Here is a 20,055-nt window from a genome sequence, read left to right as displayed (position 1 = left end):
CTTGATCGACGTACGAATGGGAGGGATTCGTATCGAACAGAGAATCATCCAAATCAAGTCGCCTGCCCAGTATAACGGATGGACTATGACTCAGACGTGGGAGCATCTACTTTTTTTACATTGGGCAATTTCCCCGGCGTCTATCAAAGCGCTGATTCCAGCAGGGCTTGAGCTCGATACCTACGATGGCAAGGCATGGATTAGTATTATCCCGTTTTTGCTGAGTGGCGTGCGTCTGCGGGGGATGCCATCTGTACCATTCACGACGACTTTCCCTGAAATTAATGTGCGGACGTATGTGAAGGCGAAAGGGAAGACGGGCGTGTATTTTCTTTCGCTGGATACGTCGAATCCCCTCGTGATCAAGATTGCAAAATTTTGGTACCGACTGCCGTATTATCGGGCCCAAATGGCCTTTCATCGCCAAGCGGATCGGATTGATTTCACCTCCCGACGCTTATCTGGTTTATCTCAGTCTCCTTCGTTCAAAGGCAGCTACCAGCCTCTCAGTGACAAATTTCTCACCGAAGAGGGAACGTTGGTGCATTGGCTGACTGAGCGATACACGCTCTTTTGCAGGTGTAACAGAACGAAGCAATTGATGTTTGCGGATGTCGTACACGAGCCGTGGCAGCTACAGGAGATAGCTTTTCATATTCGTGAAAACGCGATGACCGAAAATCTGTCAATCTCACTCACGGATTCTCCGCATCTAGCACTGTATTCACGTGGGGTACAAAGCCTGATTTGGCCGATTCGCAGCCTAGCGGATCTATCTTCGGATCAAGGAGGATAGTGGTGACTGATACTGCTCGTTAGCGTATCAGTCTTTTTCGATTTGAGACTTGTCAGACTGACTTTTGGTCGGTAAGATGGGAAGAGTACTTTTTTTCTTAAAAGAGGAAGGATCTGGTATTTGGTTATGGCTCGAAAAGAACGAATTGGTGAGTTGGATCTGATCCGGGCCTTTGCATTCTTGGCTGTGGTTTATCAGCATGTCATTGGTGTATACATCCGTGAGCCGGGATTGACAGAGCAGGTGTCGATCATCTACGGAATGCTGTTTCATTTGCTAAAATTCGCGGTTCCAGCATTCATTTTCATCACGGGTCTTGTATTGTTTTACAACTACTCCGAAAAAGTGAACTATATTTCCTTCACGCGTAAACGGATAACCGAGATTTTGGTTCCGTATGGAGTGTGGTCGGTGGTTTATCTTTACTTGATGGAGAAGCCCATGGGTGAGGGAGCAGCGTTCATTTGGAATGTAAGCAAAAACTTCGTGACAGGGACATCCTCGTATCATCTGTGGTTCGTCGTGATGATTTTTCAGTTCTATCTTTTGTATCCGTTTTGGCAAAGAGTATTTGAACTTTTCCGCAGATTCGTGACAAGCCGCTTCCGTCTTGTTCTCACACTTGGTGTGACCGGATTGATCTATGGGGGCCTCATGTGGTTTTCAGCGCGGTACATCCCGGCGCACGGCTTCCGATTCGATATGAATTGGCTTGATACGTATTTCATCAAATACCGCGATCGAAATGCGTTCTATTATTTCTATTACTTTTTGTTCGGTGGCTTGGTCGCTTTCACGTTGCCTGCATTTCGTGCCATGCTGAAAAGATACTGGCAATGGATCATCATTTCGGTTGGTGTCCTGTACGCAGTCATTGGGTATGAGCTTTTCCGTGATTCAGGGCAAGGCCAGATCAATTTAAACGTAGCGACATCCTTGAAGCCGTCCATGTTCCTCTATACGATGGCTTGCCTACTGGCTGTGTACGCTCTCTGCCTATGGATGAGCAAGAAGCAGTCCAAATGGACACATTGGCTAGGACTTCTTGGGAAATATTCGTACGGCGCTTATTTGATTCATGCGCTGATCTTAACGTACTTGATGAAGTTTTTGCGCGAGCTTCAGCTTTTTCACACAGGCGTGTGGGGAAGTGTGGTCGCATTTGTCTTGTGCTCGATTCTTTCCTTCGCCCTATCATATGGGCTGGGAAAACTGCCGTTTGGTTCCTGGCTAGTGGGGGCTGCCGAGAAAAAGACAAAAAAGGTCCCGTCCTCTCAAAAAGAATGGCAAAACGCAGGGTAATCGCAGGTAGTTTGGCCAGATGCAAAGAATGGTAGGAGGTTGAAGGGGGAAGCGGATCGTCATGCTGTTCGCTTACATACAGTTAGCCATGGCTATGGCCTTGGTTGGAAGCAACATCTCCATCGGGAAAGAAATTGTTTCCCATGTTCCCGTGTTTTTGTTTTCGGAGCTGCGCTTTTTGCTTGCGATCGTCATCCTATTGCCGTTGCTCGCTATGCGTGGAGAATGGAAAACGTCTTGGAGCCGTGACGAAGGCAAGGTGCTATTCTGGCAGTCGTTTTTCGGCGTGTTCCTGTTTAGTATTTGCATGCTGTACGGTGTTCAGTGGACGACTGCTACTGCCGCGGGTATTATTACGAGTACGGTACCTGCCTGCATCGCTTTGTTTTCGTTCTGGATTCTCAAGGAAAAATTACACGCCAACAGCTTAGTGGCAATCGGTCTTTCAGTCGGCGGCATCGGCTTCATTACGTTCACAGGTAGCGGAGTGGAGCAAAACTGGGTAAGTATGCTTGGCAATTTGTTCGTATTTTTTGCAGTCGTCAGCGAAGCGCTTTTCACGATTTTCGCCAAAAGACTGTCTGGGAAAATTACGCCTTTTCAAATGACGGCTGCAATTAATGTCATCAGCTTTGTCTTGTTTCTTCCATTTGCGATCTGGGAAAGCTTGCGGTTTGATTGGAGTGCCGTACCTGCAAAAGTTTGGTGGCTTCTCGTGTACTATGCATTTACGGCCAGCGTCTTATCCTTCTTTCTCTGGTACAAAGGGGTGGAGAAGGTGGAGGCATCCAAAGCTGGCTTGTTCACTGGAATGATGCCGATAAGCGCTGCTCTCGTGGCTGTCCTTTTCTTGAATGAAGCATTTACTTGGATGCATGGGGTGGGGATGATCCTGGTGCTCGCCTCCATTTTTATCGGTACACAGCAGCCTCGTCGTATACGTTCGTCGATGGAAAGCGAATGGAAATAGCTTGATGGAAAGGTCTCGGAAACCCTCGCATTTTTATTTCGTGGGTATCCGGGTCTTTTTTTATAAAAGAAGAAAATGAAAGCGCCCTGACACGAGGTCAAGACGCTTTTGCAATAGAGCTTGTTATTTGGTCAATGCATTTTCCAAATCTTTCACACCGCTGTAGACTAATTCGAACAAGTCCGCAATGTTTTCTTCTTCAATGCAAGAGAAGGCAATGCGCAAATCGGTTTGACCGAGAGCGATTGTACCCACGCCATACTGTTCCAGCAAATGCTGGCGCAATGTTTCTGCTTCGACAGTCTTTAGCTTGAGGCACATGAAGTAGCCGGAGTTGAATGGATAGTAGGTCCACACGTCATCGTATTTACCGCTGTCGAGCACTTCCTTGGTTCGGTTGGCGCGGCCTTTCATGATATCAAATTTCTCCTGCTTCTGTGCTTTGTACTCCGGTGCAGTGATTGCTTGCAGGACGAATGTTTGGGAAGGATGTGATCCGCTGGAAAGAGTCGCGCGGATGATTCCCATTGTCTTCTGCTCCAAAGCGCTGAGCAAGTCGCTGGACGGGGATGCATACGTAATGAAGCCAACACGGAAGCCCCATACGTAATCCTCTTTGGTAGCGCCATCTACTTTTACAGGCAGAATGCGAGGGTGAACATCGCACAGGCCAGCGAAGAGAGATTCGTGCATCGAATCTTCGAAGAACAAGCCGAAGTACGCGTCATCTGTCACCGCAACAATGTTGATTCCAGCCTCTGCGCCTTCTTTGAGCGCAGCGATGATTTGTTTTCCTTCCTCTGGGCCTGGTGTATAGCCTGTTGGGTTATTCGGGAAGTTGAGTACGACGATGGCCTTGCCTTTTTCTTTTTGTGCGAGAATGGCATCGCGCAAACCAGCAGCATTAAATTTCATCTCGTCGTTATATAATGGGTAATAGACCATTTCCGCACCACGGCGGATCGAAAAAGTAAGCTCGTAGTTTTCCCAGTTTTTGTCCGGGATGATGACACTGTCGCCGCTGTCAGCGAACAAATCAGACACGATGCTCAGGCCATGCGTCAAAGCGTTTGTAACGATAGGGTTACTAAACGTATGATTAGCCAGCGAAGGCTGTTCCTCAATCATTTTTTTACGCCATGCTGCACGCAGTTCAGGCTTTCCTGCTGGGGGCGCATATTCGTAAATGTCTTTTGGCTGGTAAGCAGACAGGTTATCTTGAATGACCTTCAGGTGCATCGGTTGACCGTTTTCCAGTGCAATCCCGATGGTTGCGTTGTACTTTTTCGCTTTTGCTTTCGCTTCTGCCGATTGACTGAGAATCCCCTCTTTTGGGAAATAGATCAGCTTGGCGATATTGGACAGCATTTCATACACGTGCGGATTTTCTCGTTGGATGGTTTCGTTCAGCGTTGATGCCAATGAATGCATGGTAGCCTCCCTTTTCATATACAAACATCTATCTTTACCAATAAAGATAGCGTATCTACATGCATTTGTCACCCTTGCCCAAGGGGATATTTCAGATTTTGCGAGGTTCTTTTTGACAGCGAGGACCTGATTTGCTACCTTGATATCGAAAACTGAGTAATGCGGGAGGGAGAAGGAAATGGCTGAACGCATGATCGTTCGCCTGGGGGACCCTATCTTGCGTGAAACTTCAAAAAGAGTACGCTCCATTACTCCGCAGGTTGAAAAGATATTGGATGATATGGCCCAAACCATTTACGCTGCGAAAGGTCGAGCAGGCTTGTCGGCGATCCAGATTGGTATCCCGAAGCGTTTAGTTGTCATGGATTGCGGCAGCGGCTTGATTGAACTAATCAATCCGGTGTTGATAGAAAAATCAGGTGAGCAGGTAGGGCAAGAAGCTTGTCTTTCAATACCAGGTGTTTTCGGAATCGTTCGTCGGGCGAATTATGTCAAAGTCCAGACGCTGAACCGCCAAGGAGAAACAAAGACAATCGAAGCCGAAGATTTCCTTGCTCGGTGTATTCAGCACGAGATGGACCATTTGGAAGGAATATTGTTTATTGATCATACGGAAGAGCTCTACTCGGCAAAAACAGGAAAGAAACTGAATCGCAAGGATTTGCACCGGATACAAGATAAAAATAGAAAAAAATGGTGGAAATAAACGAAGCATAAACAGCAAGGAGATTGACTCATGAAACGTTGGAATATTATGGTGACAGGCTTCGGAACAGTAGGACAGCAGGTAGCCAGACTGCTGGAAGAGCGACGGGAGCGGTACCGCGAGCTATATCAAGCGGATGTCAGACTCGTGGGAATCGTTCGTTCAACGTCCGGCCTCTATGATGAGAACGGAATCGATTCAGGGAAATGGGCAGACTATGCTCATACAAAACAAGCAGGGAACCCAACCTGGAACGCGCTGGAGTTTATCAAATCAGTTCAAGCAGACGTACTCATCGAGGCAGGTCCATCTGAAAAAGAGGGTGGACCTGGTCTGACTTATATTCGGTATGCATTGGAGAATGCCATGCATGCGATCGCGATTTCAAAAGGTGCGCTAGTTGTTGATTATGCTAGTTTGGCCGCTCTTGCCAAAAAACATGGTACCGCGTTGAAAATTAGTGGGGCAACAGCAGCAGCTCTGCCGACGATCGATCTTTTGCAGTATAACCTGGCAGGCTGTGAAGTAAAACGAGTTGAAGGTATTTTTACGGGAACGACGAACTTCGTGCTTACAAAAATGATGGAAGAGGGGCTCACCTGTACAGAAGCAGTCGAGCTCGCTCAGAAGATGGGGATTGCCGAACCGGACCCCTCTTACGATATCGATGGTTGGGATACAGCTTCGAAGCTCACGATCCTGGCAAACGCTGCTTTTGGCGGGCAAGTAAATCTAACCGATATCGCACGCGCAAGTATTCGCGAAATAACCTCGTTACAAATCGAGACGTGGAAAAAGCATACGAAGATTCCCAAGCTGATCGGAACGATCCAAAAGGAAGCGAATGGTACGCTTACAGTAGCAGTTGAGCTATGTGCGGTGGATTTTACCCATCCGTTTGCATCCGTATTAGGTACGACAAAAGCAATCAGGGTAGAAACAGATGTCATGGGAGATTTATTGGTCGTTGGAGGAAAATCAGATCCTGTCGCGGCAGCAGCGGCTGCCCTAAAAGACCTTGAACATATTATTAGCAGATAGGTTCATTTGCATGTGCTTCCAGTGTTCCTTAGGAATGAGTCGTTTAGAACCGCGTGCATACTAGGGATGCACCACCAAAAACGGCGAGGGGGCCATACGGATGAAACAATCGTCTGATGTCAATGCCGAGCTGCAGCAAGTATCTGCTTACCCAACCAAGCAAGAAATGAATCAAAAGGACGTTGCTTTGCTAGATGAGCAGGAAAGCTGCTGTACCCCCAAAAAACAGGCTTCTGAAACACAGCCGGAATAATGCCTACACGAAAAAGCCGGGTCTCGATTAAGAGAAACCGGCTTTTCGTTTCGTGCAAAGCGTGTTACCCGATAAATTCTTGTACCCAGTAGCCATTTGTGAAGCCGACACCAATTTTCGTGAAGTCAGGGTTCATAATGTTTTGGCGGTGGCCTTCACTGTTCATCCATTGTTGCATGACTTCTTGTGGACTCTGTTGACCCATGGCGATATTCTCACCTGCAGTCGAGTATTGAATGCCATACTGCTTCATCATGTCAAATGGGGAACCGTACGTTGGGCTGTTGTGGTCAAAATAGTTGTTAGCAGACATATCTTGTGCTTTTGCCAAAGCTACTTTGGACAGTGTTGCATCCATTTGAACAGGCTTGAGACCTGCTTTTGCACGTTCTTGGTTTACCAAATCAGCGACTTGTTTCGCAAAATCACCCGTCTTAGCTTGATCCGCTTGATTTACTGGAGCGGCAGGCTCAGTGACAGTATTGGTAGGTTGTGCTGGTGCTGTTTGTACTGGTTGTGCTGGTGTTTGTTGTACTGGAGCTTGTTGTACGGGAGCTTGTTGGAAAGATCCTGGTTGATACGGGCATGGTTGTTGTACAGGTGTAGCTTGTCCTTGCTTAACAGGTTGCATTAGCTGTACTGCTTGTGGCTGGCCAGGAACAAAGCCTTGCTTTTGGAAAAAGTTAAGAAACTGTTGAGCATTTGGTGCTTTTTGGAATTGTCCCATATTTTGACCCACATTGAATTGGAATTGTCCGTTCTTCAATGGGCAGTTAGATGCTGCGGAAGCAGAAGAAGCAAACCCTGTCAAAGCCAAGCCCAGACCAAGAGTCATCGCGATTGTAACAGAACCAAAACGTTTCATAAAACAAATCTCTCCTTTTTTTTGCCTACGAGGTTAGTTGTCGGATTCGGATTGAGGAAACAACCCTACGCCAGTGTGGCGATTCACCCCAATGTGGAATAGCTCATCCACAAAAAAGTCCCCCGCACTTCCTTTTCAAAGAGGAAGTCTCGGCTTATTTCGTTTGGCATGAACAACGATATCAGACAATCCCAATCGAAATAAAGGAGTAATATATGGCAAATAGCTAGAATCGTTGATAAATTAGGCTCATTTTGTTTCGTTTGATTGTTCCTTCCAGGCGGTTAAGCCGCCTTCCAATGCATTTGCATGGAAACCATGCTCACGAAGGAGAGCCGCAGCTTTTTGAGCTTTGTTACCTGTTGTACATAAGGTAACGATCTGCACATTTTGCGCGAGTTTTTCGGTTTCTTCATCAAGCGGCTTGTCCTGTTCTTTCATTAGAAGATAGGGGACGTTTTGCGTCGATGCGCTTTCGTGAACGAGGCTGCCGGAAACAAATTTCTCGGCGTCGCGTACGTCCAATAAAAGTACGGGCACTTTCTTTTCAAGCATTTCGGATAATTGAATGGTTGTCAAAATATGATTTTGCAATGTAATCCCTCCCAATCCTATTGTATCAGAGTTCCGCATCGTCCAGAATAAGGGTGAACGGTTGCTTTTATTGGACAACCATGGTAGAATGAGGTTGCTACTTGAAAAATTGATACCTAATCATTCATCGAGGTGTTTGTATGCTGATGGATAACATTTTTGAATCCCCGATTCACACTGGCGCGGTCATCGGAGCCGCAAGGATGGAAGAGAGGAAGGGCTTTCATTGTTTTAGGTTTTCAAAAGGTTTAGTTTTTAATTTTGCAGTTCCGTCCTATGACATTTGCATATTTACTGAATAAGTAAAATTCACATATCATGAAGGCGTATCATCGCACATGATCTGGTATTTCTTCATGATATGTGAGCTTTATTTGCTTCGGTAAATATGACTAGCATATTCAAATTGAATTTTTGGAGGTTTTTTTAGATGCAAACGAACGGAACAGTAAAATGGTTTAACGCAGAAAAAGGTTTCGGTTTCATTCAAGTAGAAGGCGGAGACGATGTATTCGTTCACTTCAGCGCAATCCAAGGTGACGGTTTCAAAACTTTGGACGAAGGTCAAAAAGTTCAATTCAACATCGTTCAAGGCAACCGTGGCCCACAAGCTGAGAACGTAGTAAAACTGTAAGTCTCCTTTTCAAAGAAACTGTCCTTTCGAGGGCAGTTTCTTTTTTTGTCGTGGTCGTCCCAAGCGCCTTTTCCTGCATGCGAATGGATGAAAAAAGGAACTATGGCGTCCCACCATAATTCCTCATTTTCTTCCTACAAGATAGTTAAATACAAGTTTCGATTTCGACAGTTTGGAATTGACTGTCAAGAACGGTAAGACCAACAACTTGACCGCCGCCGATAGAAGTACGGCCATAAGTGGTGAGAAGGACATTTCTGTTGTTTTCTGCTACGGTAAGGCGCACTTCATAGTGGAAAGAAGCGGGGACCAGTGCATTGAAAGCAGTGCGAGTATTCGCAGGGATTAATTGCGTGATGTCAAGCAAAGTGCTAACTGGATTCGTTTGCGTAACTGCGTTACCCCAGTTTAATACTTGCACACGTACTTCAACCGCTTCTGTGTTCAGATTTACTAGGTCGAGGTGAGCGGTAAGAGCACGGGCGAGGTTGTTTTGCAAAATACCGGTCGTTCTCACAGTATTTTTTCTTGGGCGTCTGTGATTTCTTTTTTCCGAATTACCTTGATCGTCGTCGTATTCGATTTCAGACATCCATGTTCACTCCATTCTTTTTAATCTAGTGGGACAATAATACGATATTGTTTCTTGTCTTAATTTGTAACGGCGAACGTAAGGGGACGAGTAACTATTTTGGATAGAGGATGGTGGAGGGTTTGGGAGATAGAACTGTATGCAAACAACTAGACTATACAGCTCGATTTGATTGGGGATACGAAGGGGTAGAACAGGTCGGAGCAGCATCGGATATGATCGTCATTATCGATGTGCTCTCCTTCAGCACGTGTGTCGATATCGTAACGGGACGAGGAGGTATCGTTTATCCTTATCAGGTAAAGGACGAGTCCACCGTAGCATTCGCCAAACAAAAAGCAGCGCTGCTCGCTGGAAAACGCGGAGAACCAATCTCCCTTTCACCCGCCTGTCTGAAAACGGTTCCAATGGGAAGTAGAATCGTATTACCCTCGCCAAACGGATCGACCTGTACCGTGTTGGCGAAGAAAACTGGTGCGAAGGTAATCGCTGCCTGCTTGAGAAACGCGCCATCTGTGGCCAGATACATACAGCAGCAGAATGGAACCGTAACCGTCATTGCTTGCGGTGAGCGGTGGGGGAATGGAGCATTGCGACCCGCTATTGAAGATATGATTGCGGCAGGTGCGCTACTTCATGAACTGACAGGGTATCGATTGTCACCAGAGGCCGAAATAGCAGTGGCAGCCTTTCGAGTGACCCAAGATCATCTTCCTGCTTACTTGCAGAAATGTGCTTCTGGCCAAGAGCTGATCAGTATGGGGTACCCGGAAGATGTCGAACTTGCAGCGCAGTGGAATCAGAGTGGCGCAGTTCCAGTGCTTAACGATGATTTTGCGTACGAAGCGATTTAGTCTTTTCGCATAAAGAATCCCTCATTCGGTAACCATGGTTATGAACCACACATGAGAAAAACTGGACAGGGAGGATTCATATGGATGAAAAGAGCAAGTCCATCAACCAGGCAGAAGATAATATCCTGACGAATCGTCAAGGCCATCCGATCACAGACAACCAAAACTTGCGGACAGTTGGAAATCGCGGGCCAACCGTTCTGGAGAATTACGATTTTCTTGAAAAAATCACGCATTTTGATCGGGAGAAAACACCTGAACGTGTCGTGCATAGTCGAGGTGCAGGGGCACATGGCTATTTCGAAGCGTATGGAACCGTAGGTGATGAGTCGATTTCTACGTACACGAGGGCAAAGCTGTTTTCGGAGCGGGGGAAAAAAACGCCTGTGTTTGTGCGGTTTTCTACGGTGAATCATGGCACACATTCGCCCGAAACATTGCGCGATCCACGTGGGTTCGCGGTGAAGTTCTATACAGAGGACGGGAACTGGGATCTGGTGGGCAATAACCTCAAAGTTTTTTTCATTCGGGATGCCATGAAGTTTCCTGATCTTGTCCATGCGTTCAAGCCAGATCCTGTCACAAACATTCAAGACGTGGAACGGATCTTTGACTTCATCTCGAACACCCCTGAGGCCATGCATATGATTACGTTTTTGTTCTCCCCGTGGGGAATACCAGCGAACTATCGACAAATGCAAGGCTCTGGCGTAAACACGTACAAGTGGGTAAACCATGAAGGAAAAGCGGTCCTGGTCAAATACCATTGGCAGCCTTTAGCGCAAGGAATTAAGAATTTGACACAAAAACAGGCGGAAGAGATCCAAGGGAAAAACTTCAATCATGCCACGCAGGACTTGTATGAAGCGATTGAGCGAGGAGAATATCCAGAGTGGGAAATGTGCGTCCAAATCATGAGTGATGACGATCATCCTGAACTCGATTTTGATCCGCTTGATCCAACGAAAATATGGCCGGAAGATCAGTTTCCGTTTCTTCCAGTAGGCAAAATGGTATTGAATAAAAATCCGGATAACTATTTTGCTGAAGTCGAGCAAGTAGCATTTGGGACAGGTGTTTTAGTGGATGGACTTGATTTTTCTGATGACAAGCTTCTGCAAGGAAGGACCTTTTCCTACTCCGATACGCAGCGGTATCGGGTTGGCGCCAACTATTTGCAGCTTCCGGTCAACGCTCCCAAAAAGCATGTCGCTACCAATCAGGAAGGCGGTCAAATGCTGTATCGAGTCGATCGGACGCAGCGGCATATTAACTATGAGCCATCAACGATTGGCGGCTTGCAGGAAGCCAAGCAAGCAGCTCCTGATCATCAGCCAGAAGTGGAAGGGAAGGTCGTTCGTCAAAAAATTGATCGCACCAACGATTTCAAACAGGCGGGAGAACGATATCGCCTCTTGGAAGACTGGGAAAGAGAAGACCTCATTGCCAATCTGACGGATGCACTCCTCTCCTGTGATCCACGCATTCAAGAGAAAATGCTTGGTTACTTCTCCCAATGTGACGAAGAGTACGCTCAGCGTTTGAAAGCTGGAGTTGCACAGGGTAATGGGGGAAATAGCAAAGAGATGGGCGGACCGATGGGGGCAACGAATCCTGGAGCGGCTGTCAAGGAAGCCGAACAGAAGTCTCACCCGTCCAAGCCTTACTGATGACCCAAGTGAAAAACAAGACTGAATGAACAGCGGAGCTTTGCCGTATCTATGGTAAAGCTCTTTTTTGTATCCGCTTGCAATTGCTACAGAAGTAGGGATGACAAAGCTGGCGATCTACAGTAACGCAATTCGAGGTTCCAACGTCTTACATATGTTTACATTTGACGATGGCGAGGAGATTCATGATGGTACAAAGAGAGAAATGGGTAGCAGTGTTGAGCTATACCGCGGTACTTTCCCTATTGACGACAGGGGGCGTCGTTGCTGCAACCCCTTCGAAGGTAGCTTCCCAAAAGATAGAAGCAACGGTTAGTGCGACGGGCAATACCGAGGTGAAGCTACAGGTTTGCAGTCAAGATGATGCAAAAGCAGATCTATCGAATACAACGAAGAAGTCCTGGAAACCATTGGGGAATAAGCCGGTACTGGAAGGGATTACTGCCATTGCAACAGGCGTCATTTTTGATGAAGCAGGCTATGGGTGGAGGCCAGGTATTTCTTATGCCTTCACCGAGGATGGGCAAGTGTGGAAGTGGGGCTTTCAATCTGACAAGAAGTATGAACCGCACAAGCTAGCCGGGATCAAGGATGCCAAGCAAGTCATGACGGATTATGTCCTCACGAGCGCTGGAGAAGTATGGCAGATTGATGAGAAGAAAGCGCCAGAAAAACTGGCCGGTTTGGATAAAATCAAGAACATTCAGCAGCTCGATCTTCATGAAGGCGTACTCTTTTTACTGAAAGAAGACGGTACTGTACTGAAATGGGAAAAAGGAGCGAAAGCAGCAGAAAAGGTGACGAAGCTCTCGAATATCCGTGACATGTATAGCTCTGCCTTTTCCTTGTTTCTAGTAGATGATCAAGGGAAGCTTCTTTATCTCGATGGCAAATCCGGAGAGCTGAACACAGAAAGTCTACAGATAATGGATATCCCAGGGAAAGTCAAACAGGTAGCCGTCGATTACACGGATCGCACCCTGATCCAAACAGATAAGGCCGAAGTGTACAGCTACAATACAAAAGAAAATGAAAAAGTAGTGCGTGTTGCTCATGCAGATGGTGCCATGCGGATGGCAGTTGGCGGAGAAGGAATGTACGTAATCGTAAAAGCGGACGGAACTGTTTGGGGCTGGGGACATAATACACTAGGAATGCTCGGTGCGAATCTGGAAAATGAGCTCGAGGAGCCAGTTAAAATAGCGGGTCTTTCTGATATTACGGACGTAAAAGCGGGCACCGACCATGTGATTGCTCTCGATAAAAAAGGAAACGTCTATTCATTTGGCAGCAATATGACAGGACAGCTGGGGCGAATTCCTGTTACCTTTGACACTTGGACAGAATTGGGCGAATTACGTGATATAAAACAGGTAGTAACTGAGCTGGATCGACCGTACTTCGTTCGGAAGGATGGTTCTGTATGGGGTTTTGGCGCGGATCGAGTGCCATATGAAGTAAAAGGACCTACGAAAGTAAAAACAATGGATAGCATCCTGGATTCTCCGGTTACCTTGAATGAGAACGGACAAATCCAGTTGTGGACCCGTGAATTTAGCAGCTGTCAAACATTGGCGTTGCCTTCTCGCATTAAGGATTTTGTTGGTGGAGAGGAGCATCTCTTGTTGCGTACGGAGGATGACCAATTCCTGACTGTGGAATTCCGCTTTGATTCTGCCGAACGCGGAGGGGTATATGTCATCACGAACCTGCGCCCACAAAAAGTGGAAACCCTCCAAATCGATTCAAAAATGGCTGCGGATGTGACCAAGCTTTATGCCAATCTTTATACGTTTTTTGCTGTGACGAAAAATGGTCAGGTATTGTACGCAGAACGGAAGAATGATGAATCGTTCACTTCATTTGCGACAATAGCTGGTTTGGAAGGAATTCGTGAGCTTGCGCCTGAATATTTTGTCCGTTATACAAAGGATACCGCATCCGTTTGGGCAATCAACGATGGAGGCAAGGTTCAGGAAATACAGGTTTACCCTGAGAGTGAAGGAAAGGACGCCGGAGCTATCAAAGTGAAGCTGGAACCCAATACGGAAGAAGGCATTGCTATGATGAGCGGACGTTTGCGGATTACCAAGGATGGGCAAATCTTCGAACATGAATGGGAACCGCTCCAAAAGCAAAAAGTGGCGGCACCCGTTAGACTGATTTCTTCTTCGTACGACTATGCGATCGAAGGGCCAGGCTCGCATTATCATGTGCTGGTCACTGAAGCTGATAAGATCGTATTGATTGGCAATAACCCATACGGAAAAGGTGAGCTTCAACCAGATAGGGTCAGACAATAAAAGAAGAAAAGTAACGGCACAGTGGGAATATTCTTTTTCTACTGTGCTTTTCATTTTTCCGTTTTTAGAAGTTGTGGAAAAAGATGGTTGACAGTTTGTATTTACAATTGTAATATTTTCATAGAAGCTGAATTTACACTTGTAAATCTAAGAGGTGATGTATGGATGAACAACATTCCGAAAATATCGGAGGCCGAGTGGGAAATCATGAAGGTGATCTGGCGAGATCATCCAGCGACAGCGGAGCAAATCATTGAGCGTTTACCAGCCGATATCGAATGGACAGAGCAAACGGTACGCACATTTTTGAACAGGCTGCTTAAAAAGAAGGCAATCAGCTATGAAAAATCGGGCCGCAGCTACCGATATTTCCCACTCGTCCAGGAAGATGAATGCAAACGGGCGGAAAGCGAATCCTTTTTGAAACGAGTATTTAACGGGGCAGTAGGCACGATGATGACCAATTTTCTCGAAGATGTGCAGCTATCCAACGAAGAAATCGATAAGCTACAAAAAATACTGACGGAAAAACAAAAGAAAAAGCAGTGATGAGGGCCTAATAAATGGATATTCTAGGGAATGTTTTTTTGTGGATGTGCTACACCTCGTTGGGAGCAAGCCTAGTAGCTATTTTGTTGGTAGCCATGAAAAAAGGGGTTCACAAAGCGATCAGCTGGCGTATGCACCATTTGTTATGGTTCATCGTTTTAGCCCGACTAATGATTCCCGTGCTACCGGAGAGTTCATTTAGCCTCTTCACTTGGATATCCTGGGCGAGTACGAGCATGTCCGTCGAACAGCCGCTTTCTTTCTCCGCAGAACCACTACTACAGACAAACACACAATCGCCTGCCGTCATCTCAGATGTCTCACATGGATCAGAGCACAATGAGAATACCCCTATACAAACCGAAGTTGTCAAGGATGAGGGGATTATTGAAAGATCCTCACACCCAGCCTACATCCAAATCATGGCAGTTTTATGGCTGATCGGCGTAGTCATTTTGCTGGCAAGACTATTCATTTACCTCTATAACATGCACACCAAAGAACGCTTTTTGATGCGGGTGACAGATGATAGAGTAACGACCATTATGAATGCGTGCAGACAGAAATTCGGTGTGAAAAGGCAAATGCCCGTATACACAGGAACACTGGCAAAGGGACCGCTAATCTCGGGGATCTTATCACCATGGGTTTATTGTCCGAGGGATGTATACCAATCGTTGTCAGATGCCGAGCTGTATCACGTCTTCGCACATGAGCTCGCTCATCACAAGCGCAAAGATTTGCTGTGGAGCTTCATCGGCTCCCTGGCACTCGCCATCCATTGGATGAATCCGCTTGTCTGGCTATGGATTCGAAAAATGAAGGCTGATATGGAACTTGCCTGTGATGAATATGTTTTGGAGATTCTGGGGGAAAAAGAAGCGATTCCCTATGGCATGACACTCCTTTCATTTGCGAGACAGATCTCAGAGAAAAGACCCATGTCGTATCCGCTCTATTTTCACCATTCTCACCATATCAATCAAATGAAAAGGAGAATTCAAATGATTTCCACGTTCAAAAAAGGCTCCGCAAAGTTATCAGCTGTAGCCATTGCATGCGGGCTCGTTATTAGTGCAGTCACACTTACAAACGCAGCAGAGCCATCAACACTTCGGATGCCTGTAAAACAGGATGAAAAATTGCGCCCCTTGTTTGAGGAAACAGCCGTCAAGGAGACAAATCGGCTGGAAAAAGCTGAAAAACTTAGTGGTTTTCCTTTCAAAGTTCCGTCTTATTTGCCACCGGAATTTACCTATCAAAACAGCCTTATCTATCACTTGGAGGAATCTGAACCTTCGGGTAATGGCGTGTTCCATTATTTCAAAGGTCCCGATACCAGTTTCAAAATAGTAACGAGCACAATCGAAAGGACCGAGAATTCTTTACACGTGAAATCGGAAGACGGTAGCATCCTCTCCACACTCTCAGCAGAAGAAGACCTATCTGCGAATGGAAAAACCGTAAAAGTTATCAAAAGAAAGACACCTTTAGATGATGGTTCGGTTGATCAAGACTCTCTTTATTTCTGGAAGGATGAAGGTCTCTATTACTCTATCGAAGGATATGACCTCTTAGAAAATGAGGAGATCATAAAAGTCATTGAATCGTTTCAAGCTCCAAATGAAGACCTGAGAAAAAGGTACGTCAATTACGACTTATTGAATTACAACATCCTTGATTTAGAGGATGTGGAGTACTTCTCAGGAATAATCGGTTTTGCACCAGCCTTTCCGTTGGAGCTGTCTGGAGGATACAAGGCAACAAATGCATATGTTAACAAGAAGCTCAATTTTAGTTATCCTGAAAACGAAGAGGATAAACAAAAGCGCACCATCCATATCACGTTTGAAAATCCTGAAAAACCAAAAAAGATTGTGTTGTTTGCCCAAATCAAGGACAAATCCATTGTGGAAAACATGAGAAAAACAAAAAAGATCCCTTTTGAGAGAATAGACGGGGTAAAATTTGAAGTTCCAGTCACCTCTTTGAACATCGGTGGCCAAGAAGTATTCCGCACAGTGCCGTATAAAATCGATGATACACTGAGTAGCCCAACGGATAAGTACAACCACACTTATTTTTGGTTAAAAGGAGATATCTGCTATAAAGTGACGTTCAAAGAAGTGGAAGAAGAAGCACAACAGCAAATGGTAGCAGCTCTGGTAAAGGAAAAAGCGATCGATTTGAAAAAGTAGCGGGAACATTTAGAGTCTGTACATAAAGCGTGCAGACTCTTTCCTTTTTTGATCTTCCTTTGTAAAGCATTTCTAAACAGTAGATGGAATCATTTTGTAATTATTGATACAATGATGAGAGTCCCTTCGGGGGCTATTTTTTTAAGGAGGGTTTATCTGATGAAGAACATTACGTTCATCAAACATGTTTATGAAAAGCAACTGGGGGGTGAAATCTACTATGAACCCTAGTATTTTGAATGGCACCAGAAATCATCTAATCAACCAGCTAGTCTTTTTTGACGAGCAGTATTCACTCTTTTATGATCAATACGTACGCAATTATGGGAAAGAAAAGCAAGCTATCGATGAGATTGTCGATCGTTACAAGCAAACACTAGAAAGCCTTTTGGCAAAAGAAGACAGTGCACTCTTTCAATCGCTTAAAGCAATTACATTATTAGGCAGCAGCGTTAAAGTGCTATTTGAAGAAGATCAATTTGAGGAGTCATTTACTGTGGTGTATCCCACTGACATTGACCCGGATAACAACAGAATTTCATTCTTATCGCCCATAGGCAGGCAACTGCTGCTAGCGGCTCCACACGATTCTGTTGTGCTGGAAAGTCCGGTTGGCAGACAACAGGTGCAGGTTCGGGAGATAAGCTTTACATATATGGGGGGATTCTCGTCACCTTAGGAACCTCCCCATCACAAGGATCACATGAGAAGGCACTAACACGAGGTTAGTGCCTTTTTTTGTCCATTTTAGTAAAATACAAGAAAAGTAAGCTAAGGGTACAGGGGGAAAGACAATGCAAATCATGGCCTGTCAAACATGTGAGCAAGATGTGCAATGGGATATGAATCTCCTGCAAAAGCTGGGTGAGCGGTGGGTGATAGCTTGTGAAAAATGCGGTGATCCGTTTTTTAGTTTGTCAGGGGAAGAAAAGGAAATGATTCTTGAAGGTATACGATTGACGGAAGCGTATGTACCGGACATCGTCCATGCTTATGACAGTAAAGATGTAAAGAATCTCCCTTCCAGGGTTGGGTTCAGAGAAATCAAAAAAAGCAATTGAGAGTAGGACTGAATTGCAAGCTAGCTTTCATCATACCTCGAGAAACACGGGAAAAATAGGTCCTCAGCATCCGGATGAAATTTACATAGAGTAGCCTATCAGAGATAAGCTAGAAGCGGTTGAATCTATCGTCAAAAAAGAACTTTCAGGCTATCTAGATGGATTTTATTATGGTTCACTCGCGATTACTGGCCAATCAGTAATGGATTTGATGCAACCAATCAGACGTTCAATAAAATTAGAGACGTACTAAAAGCAGAGTACTTCTGGATTAATAGACAGTCGGAGCATGTTTGAATACACTCCCATAATCTGCACATACTACCATTCACGAAAACAATCACAACCAGAGGTGAACAGCAATGGCACGTTCGAATTCCTTGGTGAATGGACAAGCTCGTGCAGCATTAGATCAATTAAAGTACGAGATCGCTGCTGAATTTGGGGTCGAGTTGGGCGCTGATACGTCGGCACGCCAAAATGGCTCTGTCGGCGGAGAGATGACGAAGCGTTTGGTACAATACGCGGAACAGCAAATGTTTCGCCTGTAATCCCTCCTTGTTTCTTTCGCTTACATAGAGTGCGTAAGAATATGTGTCTCATGCATGGAACGCTTCCATGGAGCCGGTAGGAAAATAGTCAGACACGAGAGGCGATGAGAAAGTTTTCATCGTCTTTGTTGTGTTGCTTGAAGTGGTTCTGGGTGCCCCAGCAAAAATCCTTGACCAACAGGTACCCCAAGTGCCAAAGCGACTGCTAAGTCCTCGGGCTCTTCGATTCCTTCCAGTACAAGCTGCGTATGATCATGGCAGTATTGGACGAAAAGCGAGACGAGCTTTTGTTTATTCGGTATGGAGGACAATTGCTTGCCGAAGTACCTGTCGAGCTTAACGATATCTGGTTCATACTCCACGATCTTTTTTAAAGAAGCGGCACCCGAGCCGACATCATCTAATGCGATCAGGAATCCATGCTGACGCAGCTCACGTATTTTTTGCCCCAACACTCTTATCTCCCACATCTTGTCTTCTTCATTGGCCTCGTTGATTTCCAAGACAATTCGACGGCTCCACAATCTAAACAAGCAGCCCTCGGTAATAAACGATAGGAAGGCAGGGTTCAACAGCGTAGAAGGAAACACATTGACGAACAAGAGCGGGGCATGGTCGAGAAAAGTCACCCTCGTAGAGTATGATTCAATTGCTTTTTTCATCGACAGTGTATCCAATTCATATAAGTATCCTTCTGCACGAGCCTTTCGAAAAAGGGCTTCTGGTGTGCGGTGTGTAGCTGAGCGAAGAAGTGCTTCATACCCGAAAAATTGTCCTGTCGTCAGATGAACTAGGGGCTGAAAAACAGGAAATGGAGCTTCCTTTTCCAATACGACGTTCATGGAATCATATTCCTTCCTGCACCAAAGATTTGACTCAAAGAAAAATTGTTTCCTTTAGGAAAGATAGGTTGTCGATATTTTACAACATAGCGGTTTGGTTTGCAATGCAAGCTTCACACGTAATTATATTTTGCACTAAGGAAACAAATTTGGTTGTATACAAAATGTTTTCCATCTTGTAAACTAGGCTTGTAACTGACAATCAAGATTGGAGGAGAGAGGAAATGGGAGCCTTTACGTTACCGGAACTGTCATACTGCTATGATGAGTTGGAACCTTATCTGGATGCGAGAACGATGGAAATTCATCACGGAAAGCATCATGCGACGTATATAACCAACTTAAACAAGGCCTTAGAAAACTATGCGCAGTTTAGAAATGCTTCGGTCGAAGAACTAATCAGCAACTTGGAGGATATCCCGGCAGATATACGGATGGCAGTTCGAAATCATGGGGGCGGCCATTATGGACATAGTTTGTATTGGTCGATTATGAGTCCGACTGGCGGCGGGAAACCAACAGGGGATATTGCAAAAGGAATCGACAAGTATTTCGGAAGTTTTGAGGAAATGAAGGATGAATTGACAAAAGCGGCTGTCAGTCGTTTCGGATCAGGATGGGGATGGCTAGTAGTCAACGGAGACAAGTTGGAAGTGATGAGCACGCCCAATCAGGATACTCCTTTTATGGAGAAGAAAACGCCCGTATTGGTCGTAGATGTGTGGGAGCATGCTTATTACTTGCAATACCAAAATAAGCGCCCTGATTTTGTCTCATCGTGGTGGAATGTGGTCAATTGGGAGGAAGTCAATCGTTTGTATAACGAAGCAATCCGCTAAGGCA

At 45.5% G+C, this 20,055-nt stretch carries 20 protein-coding genes, 1 pseudogene and 1 riboswitch; of the genes and pseudogenes, 16 read left to right on the top strand and 5 right to left on the bottom strand.

Annotated elements, in window-relative coordinates; translation table 11 throughout:
• Position 1: 1 nt before the first annotated feature.
• The 3 genes from HPY31_RS04425 to HPY31_RS04415 all read left to right on the top strand — a co-directional run bounded on the left by HPY31_RS04425 (position 2) and on the right by HPY31_RS04415 (position 3,068).
• Positions 2 to 796: a YqjF family protein gene (locus HPY31_RS04425; protein WP_172138750.1), complete on the top strand. Its 795-nt coding sequence runs from the start codon at positions 2 to 4 to the stop codon at positions 794 to 796.
• A gap of 126 nt (positions 797 to 922) precedes the next feature.
• A complete protein-coding gene (locus HPY31_RS04420) occupies positions 923 to 2,098 on the top strand; it encodes an acyltransferase (RefSeq protein WP_172138748.1) in 1,176 nt (391 codons plus the stop codon).
• Positions 2,099 to 2,159: 61 nt separating this feature from the next.
• Positions 2,160 to 3,068, top strand: a complete 909-nt coding sequence (locus HPY31_RS04415) for a DMT family transporter (RefSeq protein ID WP_172138746.1) — start codon at positions 2,160 to 2,162, stop codon at positions 3,066 to 3,068.
• A gap of 123 nt (positions 3,069 to 3,191) precedes the next feature.
• On the opposite strand, the gene HPY31_RS04410 is transcribed toward HPY31_RS04415, so the two are convergent.
• Positions 3,192 to 4,499, bottom strand: coding sequence for an aminotransferase class I/II-fold pyridoxal phosphate-dependent enzyme (locus HPY31_RS04410; protein ID WP_172138744.1), 1,308 nt, complete (start codon positions 4,497 to 4,499; stop codon positions 3,192 to 3,194).
• Between the two features lie 178 nt (positions 4,500 to 4,677).
• Between HPY31_RS04410 and def the strand changes: the two genes are divergently transcribed.
• From def to HPY31_RS04395, 3 genes are all read left to right on the top strand, one after another.
• Entirely contained in the window at positions 4,678 to 5,205 is a 528-nt protein-coding gene (def, locus tag HPY31_RS04405; RefSeq protein WP_172138742.1) for a peptide deformylase, read from the top strand.
• A 30-nt stretch (positions 5,206 to 5,235) separates the two neighbouring features.
• A complete protein-coding gene (locus tag HPY31_RS04400) occupies positions 5,236 to 6,246 on the top strand; it encodes a homoserine dehydrogenase (protein ID WP_172138740.1) in 1,011 nt (336 codons plus the stop codon).
• Positions 6,247 to 6,346: 100 nt separating this feature from the next.
• The gene (locus HPY31_RS04395) at positions 6,347 to 6,499 is read left to right on the top strand and encodes a hypothetical protein (protein WP_016743657.1); all 153 of its coding nucleotides are present in this window, start codon (positions 6,347 to 6,349) and stop codon (positions 6,497 to 6,499) included.
• 64 nt (positions 6,500 to 6,563) lie between these two features.
• On the opposite strand, the gene HPY31_RS04390 is transcribed toward HPY31_RS04395, so the two are convergent.
• Both HPY31_RS04390 and HPY31_RS04385 read right to left on the bottom strand, forming a co-directional pair.
• On the bottom strand, positions 6,564 to 7,364 hold the full coding sequence (locus tag HPY31_RS04390; protein ID WP_172138738.1) for a CAP domain-containing protein: 801 nt from the start codon (positions 7,362 to 7,364) through the stop codon (positions 6,564 to 6,566).
• 7 nt (positions 7,365 to 7,371) lie between these two features.
• Positions 7,372 to 7,529, bottom strand: a riboswitch (cyclic di-AMP (ydaO/yuaA leader).
• Positions 7,530 to 7,613: 84 nt separating this feature from the next.
• Complete coding sequence (locus tag HPY31_RS04385) at positions 7,614 to 7,958, bottom strand: rhodanese-like domain-containing protein (RefSeq protein ID WP_253901672.1); 345 nt, start codon at positions 7,956 to 7,958, stop codon at positions 7,614 to 7,616.
• 430 nt (positions 7,959 to 8,388) lie between these two features.
• On the opposite strand from HPY31_RS04385, the gene HPY31_RS04380 reads away from it, so the two are divergent.
• Positions 8,389 to 8,592 carry a cold-shock protein gene (locus tag HPY31_RS04380; protein WP_007729289.1) on the top strand — a complete coding sequence of 68 codons (204 nt, stop codon included), beginning with the start codon at positions 8,389 to 8,391 and terminating at the stop codon, positions 8,590 to 8,592.
• Positions 8,593 to 8,737: 145 nt separating this feature from the next.
• Here HPY31_RS04380 and HPY31_RS04375 read toward each other — a convergent pair whose 3' ends face one another.
• A complete protein-coding gene (locus tag HPY31_RS04375) occupies positions 8,738 to 9,109 on the bottom strand; it encodes a hypothetical protein (RefSeq protein WP_371811666.1) in 372 nt (123 codons plus the stop codon).
• 188 nt (positions 9,110 to 9,297) lie between these two features.
• Between HPY31_RS04375 and HPY31_RS04370 the strand changes: the two genes are divergently transcribed.
• The 8 genes and pseudogenes from HPY31_RS04370 to HPY31_RS04335 all read left to right on the top strand — a co-directional run bounded on the left by HPY31_RS04370 (position 9,298) and on the right by HPY31_RS04335 (position 18,370).
• Positions 9,298 to 10,038 carry a 2-phosphosulfolactate phosphatase gene (locus HPY31_RS04370; RefSeq protein WP_371811673.1) on the top strand — a complete coding sequence of 247 codons (741 nt, stop codon included), beginning with the start codon at positions 9,298 to 9,300 and terminating at the stop codon, positions 10,036 to 10,038.
• Between the two features lie 80 nt (positions 10,039 to 10,118).
• On the top strand, positions 10,119 to 11,708 hold the full coding sequence (locus HPY31_RS04365; RefSeq protein WP_172138730.1) for a catalase: 1,590 nt from the start codon (positions 10,119 to 10,121) through the stop codon (positions 11,706 to 11,708).
• Between the two features lie 170 nt (positions 11,709 to 11,878).
• A pseudogene (locus tag HPY31_RS29140) lies at positions 11,879 to 12,991 on the top strand (RCC1 domain-containing protein); the annotation flags it as partial.
• A gap of 1,185 nt (positions 12,992 to 14,176) precedes the next feature.
• The gene (locus tag HPY31_RS04355) at positions 14,177 to 14,560 is read left to right on the top strand and encodes a BlaI/MecI/CopY family transcriptional regulator (protein ID WP_015891363.1); all 384 of its coding nucleotides are present in this window, start codon (positions 14,177 to 14,179) and stop codon (positions 14,558 to 14,560) included.
• A 14-nt stretch (positions 14,561 to 14,574) separates the two neighbouring features.
• The gene (locus HPY31_RS04350; RefSeq protein ID WP_172138728.1) at positions 14,575 to 16,758 is read left to right on the top strand and encodes a M56 family metallopeptidase; all 2,184 of its coding nucleotides are present in this window, start codon (positions 14,575 to 14,577) and stop codon (positions 16,756 to 16,758) included.
• Positions 16,759 to 16,948: 190 nt separating this feature from the next.
• A complete protein-coding gene (locus tag HPY31_RS04345; RefSeq protein WP_253901668.1) occupies positions 16,949 to 17,437 on the top strand; it encodes a GreA/GreB family elongation factor in 489 nt (162 codons plus the stop codon).
• 115 nt (positions 17,438 to 17,552) lie between these two features.
• On the top strand, positions 17,553 to 17,819 hold the full coding sequence (locus tag HPY31_RS04340; protein WP_172138726.1) for a hypothetical protein: 267 nt from the start codon (positions 17,553 to 17,555) through the stop codon (positions 17,817 to 17,819).
• Positions 17,820 to 18,181: 362 nt separating this feature from the next.
• Entirely contained in the window at positions 18,182 to 18,370 is a 189-nt protein-coding gene (locus HPY31_RS04335) for an alpha/beta-type small acid-soluble spore protein (RefSeq protein ID WP_041749454.1), read from the top strand.
• A 116-nt stretch (positions 18,371 to 18,486) separates the two neighbouring features.
• On the opposite strand, the gene HPY31_RS04330 is transcribed toward HPY31_RS04335, so the two are convergent.
• On the bottom strand, positions 18,487 to 19,212 hold the full coding sequence (locus HPY31_RS04330; protein ID WP_172138724.1) for an EAL domain-containing protein: 726 nt from the start codon (positions 19,210 to 19,212) through the stop codon (positions 18,487 to 18,489).
• A 224-nt stretch (positions 19,213 to 19,436) separates the two neighbouring features.
• On the opposite strand from HPY31_RS04330, the gene HPY31_RS04325 reads away from it, so the two are divergent.
• Positions 19,437 to 20,051 (top strand): superoxide dismutase, encoded by a 615-nt coding sequence (locus HPY31_RS04325; RefSeq protein ID WP_172138722.1) that lies wholly within the window; start codon positions 19,437 to 19,439, stop codon positions 20,049 to 20,051.
• The last annotated feature ends 4 nt before the right edge of the window (positions 20,052 to 20,055 follow it).

It is taken from the genome of Brevibacillus sp. HB1.3 (genome assembly GCF_013186635.1).
GTDB lineage: Bacteria > Bacillota > Bacilli > Brevibacillales > Brevibacillaceae > Brevibacillus > Brevibacillus brevis_D.
This window is presented reverse-complemented; position numbering and strand designations above follow the sequence as displayed.

What these genes read in the sequence shown, in the direction of transcription:
- HPY31_RS04420 (WP_172138748.1), top strand. Translation starts at nt 923, where the DNA reads ATGGCTCGAAAAGAACGAATTGGTGAGTTGGATCTGATCCGGGCCTTT.
- HPY31_RS04330 (WP_172138724.1), bottom strand. Translation starts at nt 19,212, where the DNA reads ATGAACGTCGTATTGGAAAAGGAAGCTCCATTTCCTGTTTTTCAGCCC.
- HPY31_RS04355 (WP_015891363.1), top strand. Translation starts at nt 14,177, where the DNA reads ATGAACAACATTCCGAAAATATCGGAGGCCGAGTGGGAAATCATGAAG.
- HPY31_RS04350 (WP_172138728.1), top strand. Translation starts at nt 14,575, where the DNA reads ATGGATATTCTAGGGAATGTTTTTTTGTGGATGTGCTACACCTCGTTG.
- HPY31_RS04335 (WP_041749454.1), top strand. Translation starts at nt 18,182, where the DNA reads ATGGCACGTTCGAATTCCTTGGTGAATGGACAAGCTCGTGCAGCATTA.
- HPY31_RS04345 (WP_253901668.1), top strand. Translation starts at nt 16,949, where the DNA reads ATGAAAAGCAACTGGGGGGTGAAATCTACTATGAACCCTAGTATTTTG.
- HPY31_RS04395 (WP_016743657.1), top strand. Translation starts at nt 6,347, where the DNA reads ATGAAACAATCGTCTGATGTCAATGCCGAGCTGCAGCAAGTATCTGCT.
- HPY31_RS04415 (WP_172138746.1), top strand. Translation starts at nt 2,160, where the DNA reads ATGCTGTTCGCTTACATACAGTTAGCCATGGCTATGGCCTTGGTTGGA.
- HPY31_RS04325 (WP_172138722.1), top strand. Translation starts at nt 19,437, where the DNA reads ATGGGAGCCTTTACGTTACCGGAACTGTCATACTGCTATGATGAGTTG.
- HPY31_RS04390 (WP_172138738.1), bottom strand. Translation starts at nt 7,364, where the DNA reads ATGAAACGTTTTGGTTCTGTTACAATCGCGATGACTCTTGGTCTGGGC.
- def (WP_172138742.1), top strand. Translation starts at nt 4,678, where the DNA reads ATGGCTGAACGCATGATCGTTCGCCTGGGGGACCCTATCTTGCGTGAA.
- HPY31_RS04340 (WP_172138726.1), top strand. Translation starts at nt 17,553, where the DNA reads ATGCAAATCATGGCCTGTCAAACATGTGAGCAAGATGTGCAATGGGAT.
- HPY31_RS04410 (WP_172138744.1), bottom strand. Translation starts at nt 4,499, where the DNA reads ATGCATTCATTGGCATCAACGCTGAACGAAACCATCCAACGAGAAAAT.
- HPY31_RS04400 (WP_172138740.1), top strand. Translation starts at nt 5,236, where the DNA reads ATGAAACGTTGGAATATTATGGTGACAGGCTTCGGAACAGTAGGACAG.
- HPY31_RS04365 (WP_172138730.1), top strand. Translation starts at nt 10,119, where the DNA reads ATGGATGAAAAGAGCAAGTCCATCAACCAGGCAGAAGATAATATCCTG.
- HPY31_RS04380 (WP_007729289.1), top strand. Translation starts at nt 8,389, where the DNA reads ATGCAAACGAACGGAACAGTAAAATGGTTTAACGCAGAAAAAGGTTTC.